This window comes from Candidatus Glassbacteria bacterium (assembly GCA_019456185.1).
Taxonomy (GTDB): domain Bacteria; phylum Gemmatimonadota; class Glassbacteria; order GWA2-58-10; family GWA2-58-10; genus JAJRTS01.
Genome location: VRUH01000016.1, coordinates 1 through 17,172, shown reverse-complemented (window position 1 = coordinate 17,172; position 17,172 = coordinate 1). Strand labels below are relative to the sequence as shown.

Genomic DNA, 17,172 nt, shown 5'->3' with positions numbered 1-17,172 from the left:
CTTGCTAGTTGCCCGCCATCCGCTCATAGTATTGACGGGCCAGGCGGAACAGCTCGTGAATCCGCCACTTGTGCTCATCCGCGGTCCACCTGTCCCGCGCATCCACCCGCTTCAGCACCTCGTCGATCCACCAGATGAAATATTCCGCGTCCCCGGCCGAACTGATCGGCTCGGAGTCAAGGTAGACGTAGACAGGCGAGGTGTGGGCGAACAGGTGCGTGTCCAGCACCAGGCGGTGGCCGGGGCCGAGCGCTCGCGCGGCGATCCAGCAGCTTTCCGTCAGCGGCAGTTCGACACTCAGCGACACTTCCCTGCCATCGCCGACGGCCTCCACCTTGCGGACCGCCTCTCCGTTGACGATAATCTCCAGCGAGTCGATCGGGGCCACGGAGCGGGCGGTCACCTCAACGGTGACTGTCGCTCCATTCGATTCGAGGTCGAGCGAACTTCCGGGCTCTTCACCGTTGACCGTAAACCACATCATCGGCCCGTTGGTGACAAAAGTACGGCCGCCGCGGAAAGCCTCGATCCAGGCGGCGTAATCCAGCGGACTGCCGGCGTGGGCATAGACCCGGTCCGCGCCCGGGGCCGGGTTCACCCGGCTGGTGAAGACATCGGTTCCGGCCGAGACCGCCATCTTGAACCCGCAGTTCAGCAAACGGTAGTAGAGCTTGGAACTCAGTAATTCCGAAGACCAGAGGCAGGCGATATCCATCGCATCCAGACCCCCCAGGGCCAGGTCGACCGGCAACTCGAAAGCGTCGTAATCACCCCACTTGGGGGGCTCCTGGCTGCGGGGGTGGGTGTAGTGCGCGGTTCCGCCCTGCTTGTGCGCCGCCGTGATCGCGTCCAGGTTCGGGGGGTAGTCCTCCGGATAGTCCGAGAGGGTAAAACCGGTCATCTGCGGGTAAATAAACTCTTCGAGGTTCATCAGCACCATGTGGCCGTAGGCGGTGCTGCGGTACTCCTCGCCCCAGCGCAGAAGGTATCTGTCCGAGCTGAGCGGGTGCATCCCGCCGCTGAAATATTCCAGGTCGTAGATCCGCCCGGCCGAGGCGTTGCCCGCCACCATGTTACCGATATTCAGGTCCTCGGCTCGCAGCATCAGCATCACGTCCTCGGGTTTCATCAGGAACGGGCCGCCGTAGTTGGCGTGGAAATGGTTGTCCGCGCTGTACCAGCCCTGCCCGCCCATGTCCACCCACCGCTCGAGCACCACTTCCAGTTCCACGGTCCCGCCGGCGGGGATAATCACGCTGCGGGATTCAGCCTCGTACTCGAACCCGCGGACAACGTCCAGCGCTATCTCTCCCACCGGCAGTTCCATGGTGAAGCTGCCGGTTGTGTGGAAAAAATCGCTCCTGTCGCCCATTGTATTCTGCCGCGGATAGCTGTGGGCCGGGTAATACGCCCGGCCATCGGCTGTTGCCAGATGGACCCTGGCAGCTACGGTTTCTCCGCTCGCCCTGTCGGTCACCGTGAGTGACAGATAGCCGGTCGGGCCGGAAAAATCCAGCGAAGTAACCGGAATCTCGGTCAACCGGCCGCTGGCGGCGTCGGCCCGGTACAGCGCGGCGCGGCCGGGCCTGTTACAGTTGATCAGCAGCTCGTTTTCGCTGATCCAGACCGGGCCGGATTCCTCGGCCGGGTCGTCTGTCAGCCGCTGCGGCTCGCCGAACTCCCAGGTTTCCGGGTCGAACTGGATGAGGTAGATATCTTCCGTGCCCGCATCGTAATTTACAAAAGCCACCTTGTCCCCTTCCGGTGACCAGACAGGCGAGTAATGCTCCACCCCATGACCGGTAAGGTTAACCGAGCGCTCTCCATCCAAGCTGACACAGTGCATCTCGTCCAGGCTTTCCTGGTATCCCACGCGGCGATTGGTCGTGTACACTATTCGCCGCCCGTCAGGAGAACAGTCCACCGAGGAGACCCGGCCAACGGCAGAATCCACCACGACCGCCGTCTTCCCGGAGCCCAGGTCGAGATGCAGGAGCTGCCTGCCGGCGGCAAGCACCAGCGATTTTCCGTCGGGCAGCCAGTCGTAGCTCCCGAAATCCCGCTGCATGTGGGGCACCGGCTGCTCGGCGCCGGTGTCGAGGTTGTGATAATAGAGTCCCCTCGCGCCCTCGCGGAGGGAGCTGTAGCTGATAGTGCGTTCCATCCCGGGTACCCACCTCGGCCCGCTGTCGGCCTGCTTGCCGGCGGTCAACTGAACTGCTTCTCCGCCGCCCCCGATCGGGACGGTCCAGATCCCGTTGTACAGCTCGAACGCAACCGTGCCGCCATCCGGCGACACCTCGGGGTTCAGCAGGTTCCAGCCGTGCTCCAGCCGCAGTTCGGCTTTGGCGCAGGCCAGTCCGGTAAACAAAGCGAGTGCCAGCATGAATCGTAGCCGCATTTTATCCCCCGTAGCTGATTGGCGGGTTTATTCACTCTGCACCAAGGTTAACGCTGTTTCTCCATCTCAACAAGGAAAGAGTCCGCTAGCCGGCATAAAAAAGGCCCGGTATCACAGGATACCGGGGCCGATACTGGTCGGGGCGGCCGGATTCGAACCGGCGACCTCATGCTCCCGAAGTACAGAGCATGAAAAAGACTCGATTTGCCAAACCCTTTAATGACGCGCCTATCCCGCAATACCAGCTTATCTCCCACCACGCCAAATTGCCGTAATTTAGGGTGTTTTCAGGCGGTTTATGGCACAAATAGGCACACTTAAAAAGCCGTTAGAATACATGCCAATGGCATGTATTCTGTGATTCGAGAGAAATTTATAGTACAATTTGGCACGGGAAGGTAGCAAGACAGCCAGCCATAAGGCTAGACATCGAAAGAAAATCGATTTAAAATACATTGAAAGGAAATTTTCGGCATGCGGATTGCAAAATCGTATTGACTGGACTATTTTAAAATAATAACATACGTCTCTGGTAGGTGTATGATACTTGGAAAGGGGCCAATGTGACCGATAAAAAGAAAAAAGAACAGTCTGGGAATCTTTTACCTAAGGTGGTAAAAAACCCTGATCTTCAGACGGTTTCTGCCGATTATGTAGAGAGTAGGATAACTGGCGAAGAAGTGATTCTCACTTTCTGCAGGAGAAATTATGACAATCCTTTAAAAGAAGCAGCTCCTTTGACAAGAGTTTATTTGACAATACCACATTATCTTAGATTTGCCCGGATGACCGAGGAAAATATTAAGAAAATAGTTGATCTCGGAATAATCAGCAAAGAGGAATAAGTCATGCCTCAGGTTCTTGAAAGAACATCGACAGCAAGCAGTGAGACATTCGTTACTCGACATGTAAGATTTTTCGGCCCGCGGGTTAGAGTAATTGTCGCTTATGATTATCGAGATTTAGGCACCTTCAGTTTTAATAATTCAGGGAGAAGGCGCCCCAGTGACCTCGGCTGGAGTAGGCAGCAAACTCTCGAAACGCGGAAAAAACTAGCCGCACTTGAAGAAGACTGGCTAGTCCCTGGGATGGAAGAGTATGACAGCCTATAGACGAGGGGATGTAGTTCTAGTTAATTTCCCCTATTCTGACCTATCACAAGTAGTTCTTCGACCGGCTTTAATTGTTCAAGATGAAACTGTCAGTACTGGATTCAATCAGTGGGTAGTTGTCCAGATCACTACTAATTTATATAGAACTGGACCTTCAAGAGTGCGCGTGAACAAAAAATCACCCGCAGGACGAAAAATGGAATTGTCACGTGACTCAGTTATCATGACAGATAAAATTGTAACTCTTGACGACAGGGAAATCCATAAAGCAAAGGGAAATTGCCCGATAATGACACAAGTGAATCAGGCTTTAAAAGCAATCCTGGGCCTTTAAAATTCATTTAATTCTGACTTACTAGCCGCCTCCGGGTGGCTTTTTTGTTTCTGCCAAGTATTCTCTTACTGCCTTTCCTTGGCCCTCCCCGCCTCGAAACGCCAGAGCAGCAGCGGGAGGCAGTTTCGGGTAATGGCGGCTTAGAATAGGACTCGTTTGCGAAGGGCAGGTCACGGGCCTGGACGTGGACGGATCAAAGTTTAGGTTTCACGATCTGCGGCACGTCACAGCCTCCTGGTTGAATCAAAAAGGAGTTCCCCTTGACGTTATCCGGGTGCTGCTCGATCATGAGGACAGGGACACGACTGACCGCTACGCGACCCAGGACTTACGGGCGCACGGCGGGCTTTTAGACTTGATACCGGCGATCCGCCGGGGAGCTTGAGTTGGTACAAATAGGCACAAAAAAGGAAATGCCCACATGCTTTTTGTACCGTGCATGTGAGCAAGTCCTTGTCATTACTGGTCGGGGCGGCCGGATTCGAACCGGCGACCTCATGCTCCCGAAGCATGCGCGCTAACCGGGCTGCGCTACGCCCCGCCTGGTTGATCGCAACGGACCGTTAAAATACAATTCTAGAGCGGTTTTGGCAAGACCCCTGAACCTTATTCCCCCGCAGGCGCACGTGTTCAGTGGAGCACGTACTTGAACAGCATGAACCCGCCTGCCAGCAGGAGAACAAAAATGATTGTCGCCAGGTTGAAATAGCGGTCGATAAAGGCGGTGATCGACAGGCCGTAGCGCCGGATCAGCCAGGCGACCAGGAAAAAGCGCGCCGAACGGCTTAGTACGCTGGCCGCCACGAAGACAGGGAAATTGACAGCGAACACCCCTGCGCCGATCGTGATCAGCTTGTAGGGTATCGGCGTAAACCCGGCGGTGAATACAACCCAGAAATCCCACTTATCGTACAGGACGCGGATATACTCGAACGTTCCGGGGGTGAAACTGGGCACCCAGCGGAAGAAATACTGGCCGACCGCCTCCCAGATTCCCCAGCCGATCAGATAGCCGGCCACGCCTCCCAGCACACTGGCCACGCTGCACCACAGCGCGAAACGGAACGCGCGCGAGGGACGGCCGATACACAGGGCGATCAGCAGCGGGTCCGGCGGGATCGGGAAAAACGAGCTTTCGGCGAACGAGTTGATAAACAGCGCCGGAGAACCGTAGGGGGTGTCGGCCCAGTGCAGGACCCAGTCGTACAGGCGGCGGACCGGGCCTTTGCGGGCCGGCTGTCCGTCAGCCGCCGTTTGCTGCCGATGACTCATCGCTCCAGGCTTCCTTTCCGATCAGGGGGACAAACCGGCAATCCTCACCGCTGATTTTCCGGTAGCCGTCCCCGCTCTTTTCCACCAGCACCATCGTCGCCACGTTACTGTCGCCCTCGGGCATCACCAGCCGTCCGCCGGGCGCGAGCTGAGCCAGCAGCACCGGCGGAGGCGCGGGACCCGCCGCGGCGACAACGATAGCGTCGTACGGCTGGTAACGGCTCCAGCCCATCGTCCCGTCGCCGATCCGCACGTTCACATTGTAGATCCCCAGGCTGTCCAGTACCCGGCGCGCCCGACGGCCCAGGTTCTCGATCCGCTCCACTGTGAAAACCTGTTCGCACAGCCTGGCCAGCAGCGCTGCCTGGAAACCGCTGCCCGTGCCGACTTCCAGCACCCGCTCGCCGCCCTCGAGCCGGAGCAGTTGCAGCATCCGGGCAACAGTGAGCGGCTGGCTGATCATCTGCCCCTCGCCGATCGGCAGGCTGGTGTTGGAGTAGGCGTTCCCTTTCAGCGCCTCGGGGACAAACAGGTGACGAGACACTGCGGCGAATGCATCGAGCACGCGACTGTCCTCGATACCGCCGGCCGCGAGCGACTCCACCAGTTTCTCGCTCTGGTTGCGGTAGGCCTGGTCCAGGTGTGCCTCCACTTGAATCTGTTCCGGGTTTCCACGCCCCGCCTCCTCAGGTTTCCAGCCCGCCGAACTTGCTCAGGCTCGGGTAATGAGTCAGGTCGAGGTGCAGGGGGGTGACACTGATGAAGCCCTTGTCCACGGCGCGGAAGTCCGAGTCCTCCTCGCCGAACCATTCGGGATTGACTCCGCCGATCCAGTAATAGCGCTGGCCCCGGGGGTCGGTTTTCTCGATAACGCTCTCGGCGTAGTGCCGGCGGCCCAGCCTGGTCAGTTTCACTCCGGCCAGCTCGACGGTGCTTGGCGGCAGGTTGATGTTCAGCAGGACGTCGTCCTCCCATTTCTGACCGAGCGTCTGCTCGATAATCCCGGCCAGCAGCCGCCGGCAGGCGGTATCTCCGATCCGCTCCACGTCCCCGCTGCTGATCGCAATCGAGCGTACGCCTAACAACCGGCCCTCGAACGCACCGGCCACTGTTCCGCTGTAGGTGACGTCGTCGCCCAGGTTCGGGCCGTGGTTGATCCCGCTGAACACCATCTCCGGTTTGCGTCCGGCCAGAAGCTGCTGGCTGGCCAGCAGGACGCAGTCGCTGGTAGTCCCGTCCACCATGTAACTGTCGGGCGCAAACTCGTTCATGCGCAGAGGACGGTGCAGGGTGATCGCGTGGCTGCACGCGCTCTGCTCCGTCTCGGGCGCCACAATCACCACCCGCCCGAAATCGCGAAGGATCTCGGCCAGGGCGTGAAGTCCGGCAGCCCGGTGGCCGTCGTCATTGGTCAGCAGAAACAGTTTTTCGGCCACTTTAACCTTTCAGAACCTAGTGCGGAGCTGGATAAACAGAGCGGAATATAGACCCGCCCTGACAGCAAGTCAACTACCCGTGGCACGGATCGCCCTCAGTCGTCCATCTCCATCACTTTCCCGGCGATCCTGGCCGCCCAGCCCCGCGGAAGCAGACGGGATACCAGCGCCGCCGGCAGTCCCTGCATCGGGTAGACAGTTCCCTTGCGCCCCAGGTTCCTGAGCGCCAGCTCGACTATCTCCTCCGGCGAATCCATCTTTCGCTCCGGGGCCAGCTTGCGCCTGCGTCCCTCCTCGTTGGCCACTGCATGGAAATCCGTGTCGGTCATCCCGGGGCAGAGGTTGAGCAGGTCTACGCCCGTCCCGTTCAACTCCTCGCGGATACTTTCGCCCAGGGCCAGGTCGAACGCCTTGGTGGCCGTGTAGGTGGCGTTCCACGGGCCGGGGAAATAGCCAAGCACGCTGGAAACCAGAATCATCGCGCCCCTGCCCCGCTCAACCATCTGCGGTACGAAGCGGCGGAACAGGGTTGTGTAGGAGGTGCAGTTCAGACTGATCATCGTGGCGATCTGCTCCTCGCTCTGCTTAACAAACTCGCCATGGTAGCCGAATCCCGCATTGAGCACCAGCAGTCCCAGCTCCCGATCGCCGAAGGCCGCATACACGTTTGCCGTGCTTTCCGGGCGCGAGAGGTCCTGCTCGATCACCAGCGTCTCGACTCCGTGGTCCTTCTCCAGCCCCGCCGACAGATCAACCAGACGGTCCCGGCGGCGGGCCACAACCGCCACGTTAACACCCTCGGCGGCGATATAGCTGGCGAAATGCCAGCCGAACCCGGCCGAGGCTCCGGTCACCAGCGCCCAGGCCCCGTATTTTTTCAGTCCGTATCCCATCGTCCACTCCTCCTCGTCATTTACTGGCTGATTACAACCATCGCATACATCCCGGTTTCGGGCAGCGTAAACTCCAGCATCCCGTCGACAAGCTCGTATTTCAACTCTAACGGCTCACTAAGGGCCGGCGACAGGTACTCCACTTTTTTCACTCTCCGGCCGAACTGCGGTTTCACCCGTGCGCGGAACGGGGCGAGATTAGTTGCCGGATCGTAGTTGACGAAATGAACAATCGTCTCGCGGGTCCGCTCACGCTTCAAGATCTCCGCGCAGGTAGTCAGCGGGGCCTCGGCCTCAAGGCTCAGGCCGCCGGGGAGATTCGAGGCGACCGCGTGAAAAAGCTCCCAGTGGTTGGCCGGCAGCAGCCACTGGTCGGCGGGCAGCTGCCAGCGGCCGTTGGGAGTAATCTCGCCGGCCGGGACAATCTCCGGGAGATAGACTATCACGCCCTCGCCGAGCCTGCGGCGGGTCTGCACGGTGGGATGGCTGTCCAAGCCCATCAGCCCCAGCAGCGGATTAGCCGCTTTGCGCCACCACCACTCGTTGAAGTCCGCGGTCTGAGCGGTGAACACCAGCGTGCCGCCGCCGCGAACGAACCGTTCCAGCCGGGCTGCGTTCTCCCCCGAGAGCGCCCGCTGGCCCGCCAGCAAGAGCAGACGGTAGCGGTCGAGCTCGTCCATCTGCTCGTCGAATATGATATCGAACGGCACGCGATGCTGGATCAGCACCTGTTCGGCCAGGGTGGTTTCGGTCCAGACGTCCCCGATGCTGTAGGCCATCGAGGGCCAGCTGCGCAGCACGGCAACATCGGTCACATTGTCCGTATCGGTGTAGTAACGGTCGTTGTAATGGCGGAAAAACTCCGCCTGAGGGCTGAAAATCCGCTGGGCGTAATGGTTGTAGGCCGCACCCAGGTAGCCGAACCCCTCGACATACTTCTGGTTGTTGAACGCCATCTGCTCGGCCAGTTCGATCCCCGGATCACCGTTGGAACAGGCCATGTCCAGCCGCCGGGCGATCTTGTAGGAGCGGATTTCGCTGATCAGCGCCCCGGTAGCGGGGGCCAGGCCGGGGTCGGCGCCGGCGATATCGAAACAGAAGAAATCGCAGCTTCCCGCGAACAGGCCGTGATGGATCGCGTTGTACCAGATACGGTTGAGGCTGTAGAGGCCCTTGAGATTAAAACCGGCGGTGACCTGTGGGTTGCGGCTCTTGATATGATCGTAGAATTCGCGGCACTGGTCGGCCAGGCTTTCGCAGCGGAAGCGGACCCAGTCCTGGACCACCGGGTCGTAGATCACGTCATCGATCAGGTCCGGCCGGTTGAAATCGTCCCATTCGTTGACCCGGATCAGCCCGAGGTCCCGGTAGCCGAACCTCTTGTAGGCGGAGTCCGGCGTGGGATATTTCTGCCTCAGCCACTCCTGGAATCCGGCCATGCACCGTTCGCAGCGGCAGGAGTTCGGCTCGGCGCGCTGGAAGTAGTTATCGAAAAAGAACTGGTCGGTTTTCACCGAGTCCAGCCCCACATCCAGCACCCGTTTGATATAGTCGCGGTAACCCTGCTCGTTGGGGCAGGGCATTTGACGGAAAGTCTGATCGTTGACGATGTAGAAGATCGGGCCGCCGTCCTGGTCCACCGCCGCCCAGCCGGCTGCTTCAGGCGTCTCGCGGAAGAAAGTTTCGATAAACATGCTGCCGCCCACGTACAGACTGACCTTCATCCCGTACTCGTGCATCAGCGCCGCGGTGCTCACGCTTTTGCGGATCTCCGGCATTTCGAATTCGAGCCCGTAGCCCTTGTAGAAGTGCAGCCGCTCGTAACGGCCGCCCAGCTTCGCCTTGAGCGCTATCTGCTTCCGGGTATGCTGCTTCTCGTAGGTGGAGAGCCAGTCCTCGCTGAGCTTCCCCTTGCGGATATTGAACTGAATCGGCTCGTGGCTGAAGCGGATAATCTCCCGGGCCTGAGCCCGATGTTCGGCCGCGAGTCGCTCCCAGCGACTTTCCGCCCGCAGGATCGGCGACTGTGTAACCATCGCGGAAATTACCAGCAGGATCATCGTTCTGCCCATCTTCTCCTCCCGGTTGTAATTTTTTCACAGCAGCGCATCTTGCCTGTATGCAAGATAATCCTGAGCCGCCAATTAGCAAGTATCCGCTTGGGTTTGGCACGGGGAAACTTTCGGCATCTCCAATCCGTTAACCTCCTTGACATTAGTGCTCCGCCAGCAGATATTTTCAGCCGGCTTGCAAAAGATTTAACGATACCGGAAAACTTTCGCAGCCCTGCATTGGCCTGCCCGGTCCAATAATCACCGGACCTGACACAAGAAAACAAACCGCAGACATTACCTTTCACGTTCCTCAGGAGGCCCTCCGATGCAGGATAACCCCGGGGCGATTAACCGTCGCCAGTTCATCCGCAACACTTCCGCGGCCGCAGCCGCCTTGGGCGCGGCGGCTCTCTCAAACCCGTTCGGCGCCTCGGCTGCGCAGGCCAGGACCAGAGTGGCTCTTGTCGGCACGGGGATCAGGGGCAGCACGACCTGGGGCAAAAACCTGCTGCGTGACGAGGGCGACAAGGTAGAGATTGTCGGTCTGTGCGATATCAACCCCGACCGGGTCCAGGTGGCCAACCGCTGGATGGGCGGCAAGATCCCCACGTTCACCGATTTCGACGAGATGATAAACACCACCAGGCCCGAGCGCGTGATCGTGACCACGGTGGACTCCACCCATTACCAGTATGTCTGCCGGGCGATGGAGCTTGGGGTGGACCCGATCTCCGAAAAGCCGCTCTGCACCCACGACTACCAGGCCCAGCAGATTGTGGACACCCAGAAACGCACCGGCCGCAAGCTGGATGTCACCTTCAACGCCCGCCACGGCGCCAGTTCCATGAAAGTCAAGGAACTGCTGCTGGACGGCGAAATCGGCGAGTTGTATTCGGTCAGTTACGAGGAATTTCTGGACCTCGAGCACGGGGCCAGTTATTTCAGGCGCTGGCACGGGCTCAAGCAGGCCAGCGGCACGCTGCTCTGCCACAAGGCCAGCCACCATTTCGATGAACTCAACTGGTGGATCGACGCCGATCCGGTGGAAGTTATCGCCTACGGCCGGCTGAACAAGTACGGCAGCAAAGGCCCGCTTCGCCACTCCAACTGCCGGGCCTGCCCGTTCAAGAAAGAATGCGATCTCTACTGGGATATAACCACCAATCAGGATTACATGGAACTGTATGTGGATTGCGAGGACCAGGACGGTTATTATCGCGACGGCTGCCTGTACCGCCGGGCGATCAATATCCCCGACACCTACAGCGTCCAGATCAAGTACGACAACAACGTGCTGGTCAACTACAGTCTCAACGCCACGGTGCCCTACGAGGGCCAGTATATCGTGTTCAACGGCTCGAAAGGCCGGCTCGATCTCCGCAATTACGACCGACAGCCCTGGGACGTGCCTTACGAGAGCGAGATCAGGCTGACCCACAATTTCAAGGGCAGCAAGGTGATTACTGTCGATCCGCAGCGCGGGGAATTTTTCGAGCACGGCGGGGCCGACCAGCGGATCAAGGCCATGATTTTCGATCCCTCGTTGCCCGATCCGCTCAACCAGCGGGCCGGGATGCGCGCCGGGATTCTCAGCTCGGCGATCGGGATCGCCGGCTATACCAGTATCGACACCGGCCGCCGGGTGCGGATCGACGAGGTGGTCAAGCTGTAAAGGGCGGCGACTGTTTTTCCCTGCCGCGAAACGGGTCTGGCCTTATGGGGCCGGACCCGTTATTATTTACGGTTCATTTTGCCAGCCCGGAACGTTTACACTCAACAAGGCCAGATCATGCGAGTGTTTAAAACGAATTATCGATTTTTCGGTCTCCGTAAGCTGGCGACCTTGCCGTTAATTCTGCTAGCCCTCGCCGCCTGCGGCCCCGGTGGCCCCGCCCCGGACACGATTTACTACAATGCCAATGTTGTCACTGTCGACAGCGCGTTCAGCGTCGCCCAGGCGGTGGCGATTCACGCCGACACGTTCATGGCCGTGGGCGGCGACAGGGAAATCCTGGCGCTGGCCGGAGCAGAAACCGAAGAAGTGGACCTGGATGGCCGGATGGTGCTGCCCGGGCTGATCGAGGCCCACGCCCACCCTGAGCGGGCCAGCCTGAGCGAGCAGGAGATGCCGCTCGACAACCCGCGCACTGTTCGGCAGTGCCTGGACTGGGTTACCAAGATGGTCGGCCTGCGCCAGAGCGGCGAGTGGATTATCCACGACAAGCTGTTCGCCACCCGCCTGGCCGAACTTCGCCCGCCCAGCCTGGCCGAACTGGATTCGGTGGCCCCGGATAACCCCGTGTTTCTCAACGGCTCCTACGGCGCCTCGATCAACAGCGCTGCGATGGTCGCCAGCGGGATCACCAACGCCACGGACCACCCCGGACTTCTTCGCGACCCTGAAACCGGCAGGCTCAGCGGTAAACTGCGTTACACCGCCCTGCACCTGCTCAAAAGGCCCCAGGCCCCCGAGTATTCGCTTTCCCAGCGGGTCGAGGCGCTGAAACAGATGTTCGCCCTCTATAACCGGGCCGGCTTCACCAGTTTCACCAACGGGGCGATCCCTCTGGCCGACACCCTGCTCTACAGCTACATGGAGCAGCACAACTTGCTCACCGTCCGCGCCTTCCTCAACGTGGGCAACTCCATTCGCTCCAAAAGCCTTACGCTCGAAGAACTGAGAAAAGATATCGCCCGGATGGGCGTGGTCACCGGCCACGGCGGCCCGTGGTGGCGCATCGGGGCGCTCAAGCACATGATAGACGGCGGTATCCTCACCGGCACCGCCTGGCTGCGTCAGCCCTGGGGCCCGAAGGCCGGCGAAATTTTCGGGGTGGTGGACCCTGAATACCGGGGCATTCCGCGGATGGACGTCGGCCAGTTCACCGACTTCGCCCGGGCAGCCGCCGAAGCCGGTTGGAAAGTGACCGCCCACGCAACCGGAGGAGCTTCGGTGGACCTGATGCTGGAAGGCTACGACAGAGTGAACCGGGAGGTGCCCATCCCGCCTTTGCGCTGCTCGATAATCCACGGGAATTTCTATACGGCCCCGGCCATGGAGAAAGCCGCCCGGCTGGGCGTGATTGCGGACATGCAGCCTGCCTGGTTTTTCAAAGACGGCGACGCCATGCTGCACATTCTCGGACCCGAGCGGATCAAGACTTTCCACCCGTACCGTTCGATGATCGAAGCCGGAGTGACCGTCAGCGCCGGCAGCGACCACATGGTGATCCTCGATGCCGAAGAATCCATCAACCCCTACAGCCCGTGGCTTGCCATCTACAGCATGGTCACCCGCCGCACCGAACGCGGTACGGTGATCGTGCCCGAAGAGGCCATTTCGCGCGAAGATGCTCTGCGCTGCTATACGATCAACAACGCCTACGCCAGTTTCGAGGAGACAAGCAAGGGCTCGATCGAGCCGGGCAAGCTAGCGGACATGATCGTGATCGACCGCGACTACCTGAGCTGCCCGGTGGACGAGATCCGGGATATCACTGTCGCCAGAACGGTCCTGGGCGGCCGGGTTGTTTACCGGCAGTGACTTCGCCGCACAGATCGACCAACAGGGGGATGCCGCCAACCGGCGGTTTCCCTTTCTTTTTGCCTCCCGATCTATTAGGTTATGTGTTAATAACACAGTCAGTTAATGAGATCAGGAGAGTACCGTGGCCTATAAAAAGATACTGGTCGAAAAAGACGCCGCGCTCCCGCTGCGTACCGCGGCGAAAGAACTGGCCGCCGCCACCGGGGCCGGGATAATCAGGGTGAAAAGCGTTGACGGCAAGCTGGGCAGGGATGTCATCCTGCTGGTTGACGGCGACAGGGCGGCCGGCCACAAACCAGCATCCGCGCTGCTGAAAGGTGCGGAACTCGACGGCCGCGAGTGGGAGCTTGCGGCCGGAGGCGCGAGCGGCGGCCTCGTTATCTCCGGTTCCGGCCCGCGCAATATCTGCCGCGCCGCCCTGAACTGGATCGAGAACCCGAAAGAGGTTACCGGCAAACTGACTACCTTCCGGTTCGCCGAGCGGTTCACGATGTGGGACAACAGCCTCAACCAGTGGTACCGCAACAGCCGGGGGTTCAACCGCAGGCAGCATATCCGCAGTCTTGCGCTGCGCGGCTTCACCGCCGTGGAACTCAACCGCTACGCCGACCCCGAGGGCTGGTTCGTGCGTAACCGCAAGTTCCCCGGCGACAGCTACCCCTGGTACGTCAGCTACGCTCCCGCCCTGGACCAGTTCGTTGAGAGCAGGCTCACCAGTGGACTCTACCCGAAAAAAGAACTCCAGCGGAACCTGGCTGACCTGCTCGAGGCCGCCGCTATCGCCAAATCCTACGGGCTTGAGGCCGGGTTTGTCTGCTACGAGCCGCGCTGTGTCAACGAGAAGATATTCGACAAGTACCCCCACCTGCGCGGCGCCCGCACCGACCATCCGGGACGCAGCCTGGAACCCAGGTACACGCTCGACGTGGCCCATCCGGACGTACTGGAGCACTACGCCGAGATGTTGAAAAAGCTGATGAAAAAGGTGCCGTTGCGCTATTTCGTGTTCTATACGAATGATTCCGGCAGCGGCTTCCCGTTCGCGCGCCATCTTTATCCCGGTCCCAACGGCTCCTATCTCGCCAAGTCGAAACTGATGCAGGACGTGGTCGCCGGCTGGGCTGGTACGCTGGCCGAAACGGGGCGCAGGATCAACCCGCGGTTCGAGGTGCTGATGGAGATCGGCTGGGAGTACACCGACCGCGAGCGAGAGGAGATCACCCGCAAGCTGCCCGACGGGGTCAACGTGACCCACCCGCTGGGCGTCGAATCGACCATTGAAGTTGGCGGCCGTAAGCTGAAAACCTACGGTGGTTACCAGGCGGACCGCACGGCCGGTCTCACACGGGAGTTCGTGGCCTACGACCTCTCGATGGGCAAGTACCCCTACGGCGAGATTTTTCTCTCCAACTGGTGGGACTATGAGCCGGTTATCGGGATTCCCTCGCCCCGCGCAGTGGTCGATAAATTCGCCGTGCTCAAAGAACTGAACATGAACAAGGTGTTCGCCCGCGGCGGAGTGCTTTCACCGCCCCAGTGCCCGTGGAGCCTCAACGACGAGCTGTTCAGCCGGCTGATCGAGGACAACGGCGCGCTCAAGCTGGTAAATTTCCTCCAGCAAACCGCCGCACGCTGGTGCGGCGGCAAAAAAGCCGCCGCCGCCAGTCTGGTGGAGGCGTGGAAGACCGGCGAGACCGCCCAGGAGCGCTGGCCCGTGCTGTTCTGGTACATGAAAGGCTCCGGCACGACCCAGGGACGGTGGCTCACCCGGCCGCTGGTGCCGGATATAACCAGATTGAAAGCGGCTGAAAACAAGGCGTGGACCCGCAAGGTTTTTACGCTCGAATCGGATATCGGCAGGCAGAACCTGTTTTTCGAGGGTAACGTGCGGATTTTCGATGAAAAGAAAGTCGAGTGGGCTGTGCGGGTCTTCGACGGCCGGATGCTGCCGCTGCTGGAGGAGACTGTCGATATTCTGGACGAAGCGCTGAAGCAGAACCGGGAAATCGAGATCCTCCACGACCAGCGCGACCGCTTTTACGGCCTGCTGCTGCTGATGCGCACCTACCGCAACTCGCTCTCGGCCCAGGCCTCGATCAACCGCTGGCTGCTCGAACCCTCCGCGCAAACCGACAAACGCAACAAGCTGGCGCAGGCTATCGACGCCGAGATTGACAACACCAGAGACTGGCTCCGGCACCTGCAGGAGAGCAAAACGGTGTTCTTCCGCAGCGCCGGCCAGGAGACGCCGTTCCTCCACAGTACGCCGGTCAAGGACCTGGAAGTGCGCCTGCGGGCGATGGAGGCCCACCGCAACGATCAGCCGGGTCCCGACCTGCCGCAGCTGCGCGATGGGGGAAACTACAACTCGACATGGCGGACCGACTGGACCGCGGAAAAATAGCTTCCGCGATAACCGCAGCTTCAAAAAGCCGGGCCTTGAACAGGTCCGGCTTTTTTTATTCCCAAATCATTGTCTGATGTTCAGTCGGATACCAGCCTGGCCCTCTTGTGATCGTAACGCATGGCGTAGACCACCGCGCGCACCAGGTCGCCCTCGCGCTCGCCCAGCACCATCAGGATCAGGTCGTGGCCCGGGTCGTAGACCACCGAGCGGTTCTGGATCGCCACCGAGTTAGGCCGCCTCCCCGGCGGCGGAGCCATCTCCACCCGCTGCCACTCGTTGCGACCGGGGTTGTAGGCATACAGCGACGGCTCCCCGCCACCCGGCGGGTACGACCAGGTCAGCATCACGTCGTCGTCCGGCAGGTACACCGCCTCGCGGCGGCAGACAGGAGCGGTCACTCCGCCCGGTTCGAGATTTTTCCAGTATCCGCTATTCAGATCGAATGACCAGAGTTCGGTACGCTGCAAGCCGCCGCCGTGGAGCAGCAGAGAGTTGCGGCGGGAGTCGTGTACCAGCGCGGTCATCTCGTAGAGGTTCTGCGGCCAGGGGCCGTCCCTGGTGAGCTTGTCCCACTTGCGCCCGGCCACGTCCAGCAGGTAGGCCGAGTTGTCCACCACCGTATCGCCCTCGAAGACTGTCATGTCCGGGCGGTCACGGGTGTTGACAGCCCCCCAGCGGTGGTCCACCGCCATTACGCCGCGCGGCGTGCTGACAGTCAGGTCCAGACCCGGCGTGGCGCCGCAGACCATTGCCCACGCCTCGGTCTCAGGGTCGAAACTCCAGGTGGTCCACTTCGTGTAACTCGACCTGGTGAAATTCTCGCCGCTGCCGTAATCGGGCTTTACCGGCTCGACCGCCTGCAGCGGCTGCGGATTGTAGCCCGCGGTCAGCACGACCCCCTTGGTGTTTATCACCAGTCCGCTCACCGGGTCGTAGGCGTACACCTTCCGTCCGTGGCGTATCCAGGGCGCACCTCCGAACGTAACTCCCGCCGGACTGATCCCCTCGTCCCAGGCCCGCTCGGGGTACTCCGAAACCTGTGGACTGCTGATCCAGGTGTTCTGTTCCACGTCGTAGAAATCGTAGTCGTTGCCGCCGTAGCCGCAGTGGCCGCCCCCCCAGTAGACTATGCGCCCCTTGTCCGTGTCGAACGCGGCCGAGCCCCAGGTACGGATCGGAGCCACCCGGCCCGGGTTGTCGAACAGCACCCACTGGTTGACCGGCATGCTGCGGATCCGCTCCATCTGCTCGGCGCGACGGTCCTTGTCGGGTTCCGTGCCGGCCAGGGCGATCTCCAGCGGGCGCTTGAGTATCCCGCTGCCGTCACCCGCGTTCCCCTGACGGGTTTCGTCCACCAGGCCCTTGTCGGCGATTTTGTAAACGAACGTGGTGCGCACGGGGTAAATCTCGTTGCAGCCCAGGTCCTCGTCGGGATGCTCCGTGCCGGTCGTCAGCACGATCAGCCTGCGTTCCGGGTCGATATCGGCGGCTAGGTACCAGCCGGTGGGCACCTCGCCGGCCAGGGCTTTCCACTCGTCGGCCAGCGGGTCGTAGCCCCACATGTCGCTGAGGTTTTCGCGGTTGTATCCCCCGCCGATAATCACCATGGCGCTGCCCGGATCGTAGAGCGTAAAATGCCCCGCGCGCGCGGGCGGAGCAGCCGGCGCAGTCGATTGTCTCCAGCTGCCGGTGGCCAGATCGAGCAGCCAGGTGTCA

General features: G+C 60.6%; 12 protein-coding genes and 1 tRNA gene. 6 read left to right on the top strand and 7 right to left on the bottom strand.

The window, feature by feature from the left end; translation table 11 throughout:
- Positions 1-4: 4 nt before the first annotated feature.
- The gene (locus FVQ81_08065) at positions 5-2,401 is read right to left on the bottom strand and encodes a hypothetical protein (protein ID MBW7996504.1); all 2,397 of its coding nucleotides are present in this window, start codon (positions 2,399-2,401) and stop codon (positions 5-7) included.
- Between the two features lie 563 nt (positions 2,402-2,964).
- On the opposite strand from FVQ81_08065, the gene FVQ81_08060 reads away from it, so the two are divergent.
- The 3 genes from FVQ81_08060 (at position 2,965) to FVQ81_08050 (ending at position 4,232) form a co-directional block, all read left to right on the top strand.
- Positions 2,965-3,246 carry a hypothetical protein gene (locus tag FVQ81_08060; protein ID MBW7996503.1) on the top strand — a complete coding sequence of 94 codons (282 nt, stop codon included), beginning with the start codon at positions 2,965-2,967 and terminating at the stop codon, positions 3,244-3,246.
- A gap of 253 nt (positions 3,247-3,499) precedes the next feature.
- Positions 3,500-3,847, top strand: a complete 348-nt coding sequence (locus tag FVQ81_08055; protein MBW7996502.1) for a type II toxin-antitoxin system PemK/MazF family toxin — start codon at positions 3,500-3,502, stop codon at positions 3,845-3,847.
- A gap of 145 nt (positions 3,848-3,992) precedes the next feature.
- A complete protein-coding gene (locus FVQ81_08050; protein ID MBW7996501.1) occupies positions 3,993-4,232 on the top strand; it encodes a site-specific integrase in 240 nt (79 codons plus the stop codon).
- 78 nt (positions 4,233-4,310) lie between these two features.
- Here the strand turns inward: FVQ81_08050 and FVQ81_08045 are convergent.
- The 6 genes from FVQ81_08045 to FVQ81_08020 all read right to left on the bottom strand — a co-directional run bounded on the left by FVQ81_08045 (position 4,311) and on the right by FVQ81_08020 (position 9,520).
- A tRNA-Pro gene (locus FVQ81_08045) sits at positions 4,311-4,388 on the bottom strand.
- Positions 4,389-4,477: 89 nt separating this feature from the next.
- Positions 4,478-5,119: a DedA family protein gene (locus tag FVQ81_08040; GenBank protein ID MBW7996500.1), complete on the bottom strand. Its 642-nt coding sequence runs from the start codon at positions 5,117-5,119 to the stop codon at positions 4,478-4,480.
- Positions 5,091-5,759 carry a protein-L-isoaspartate(D-aspartate) O-methyltransferase gene (locus FVQ81_08035; GenBank protein ID MBW7996499.1) on the bottom strand — a complete coding sequence of 223 codons (669 nt, stop codon included), beginning with the start codon at positions 5,757-5,759 and terminating at the stop codon, positions 5,091-5,093. Before FVQ81_08035 ends, FVQ81_08040 begins: the two co-directional genes overlap by 29 nt.
- A 46-nt stretch (positions 5,760-5,805) precedes the next feature.
- The gene (gene surE, locus FVQ81_08030; GenBank protein MBW7996498.1) at positions 5,806-6,555 is read right to left on the bottom strand and encodes a 5'/3'-nucleotidase SurE; all 750 of its coding nucleotides are present in this window, start codon (positions 6,553-6,555) and stop codon (positions 5,806-5,808) included.
- 95 nt (positions 6,556-6,650) lie between these two features.
- A complete protein-coding gene (locus FVQ81_08025) occupies positions 6,651-7,448 on the bottom strand; it encodes an SDR family NAD(P)-dependent oxidoreductase (protein ID MBW7996497.1) in 798 nt (265 codons plus the stop codon).
- Positions 7,449-7,468: 20 nt separating this feature from the next.
- Positions 7,469-9,520 carry a hypothetical protein gene (locus FVQ81_08020; GenBank protein ID MBW7996496.1) on the bottom strand — a complete coding sequence of 684 codons (2,052 nt, stop codon included), beginning with the start codon at positions 9,518-9,520 and terminating at the stop codon, positions 7,469-7,471.
- A gap of 307 nt (positions 9,521-9,827) precedes the next feature.
- Between FVQ81_08020 and FVQ81_08015 the strand changes: the two genes are divergently transcribed.
- The 3 genes from FVQ81_08015 to FVQ81_08005 all read left to right on the top strand — a co-directional run bounded on the left by FVQ81_08015 (position 9,828) and on the right by FVQ81_08005 (position 15,453).
- Positions 9,828-11,174, top strand: coding sequence for a Gfo/Idh/MocA family oxidoreductase (locus tag FVQ81_08015; GenBank protein MBW7996495.1), 1,347 nt, complete (start codon positions 9,828-9,830; stop codon positions 11,172-11,174).
- A gap of 117 nt (positions 11,175-11,291) precedes the next feature.
- On the top strand, positions 11,292-13,046 hold the full coding sequence (locus tag FVQ81_08010; protein MBW7996494.1) for an amidohydrolase: 1,755 nt from the start codon (positions 11,292-11,294) through the stop codon (positions 13,044-13,046).
- A gap of 124 nt (positions 13,047-13,170) precedes the next feature.
- Complete coding sequence (locus FVQ81_08005; protein MBW7996493.1) at positions 13,171-15,453, top strand: hypothetical protein; 2,283 nt, start codon at positions 13,171-13,173, stop codon at positions 15,451-15,453.
- Positions 15,454-17,172 lie beyond the last annotated feature (1,719 nt).

What these genes read in the sequence shown, in the direction of transcription:
- FVQ81_08010 (MBW7996494.1), top strand. Translation starts at nt 11,292, where the DNA reads ATGCGAGTGTTTAAAACGAATTATCGATTTTTCGGTCTCCGTAAGCTG.
- FVQ81_08020 (MBW7996496.1), bottom strand. Translation starts at nt 9,520, where the DNA reads ATGGGCAGAACGATGATCCTGCTGGTAATTTCCGCGATGGTTACACAG.
- FVQ81_08015 (MBW7996495.1), top strand. Translation starts at nt 9,828, where the DNA reads ATGCAGGATAACCCCGGGGCGATTAACCGTCGCCAGTTCATCCGCAAC.
- FVQ81_08055 (MBW7996502.1), top strand. Translation starts at nt 3,500, where the DNA reads ATGACAGCCTATAGACGAGGGGATGTAGTTCTAGTTAATTTCCCCTAT.
- FVQ81_08040 (MBW7996500.1), bottom strand. Translation starts at nt 5,119, where the DNA reads ATGAGTCATCGGCAGCAAACGGCGGCTGACGGACAGCCGGCCCGCAAA.
- FVQ81_08025 (MBW7996497.1), bottom strand. Translation starts at nt 7,448, where the DNA reads ATGGGATACGGACTGAAAAAATACGGGGCCTGGGCGCTGGTGACCGGA.
- FVQ81_08065 (MBW7996504.1), bottom strand. Translation starts at nt 2,401, where the DNA reads ATGCGGCTACGATTCATGCTGGCACTCGCTTTGTTTACCGGACTGGCC.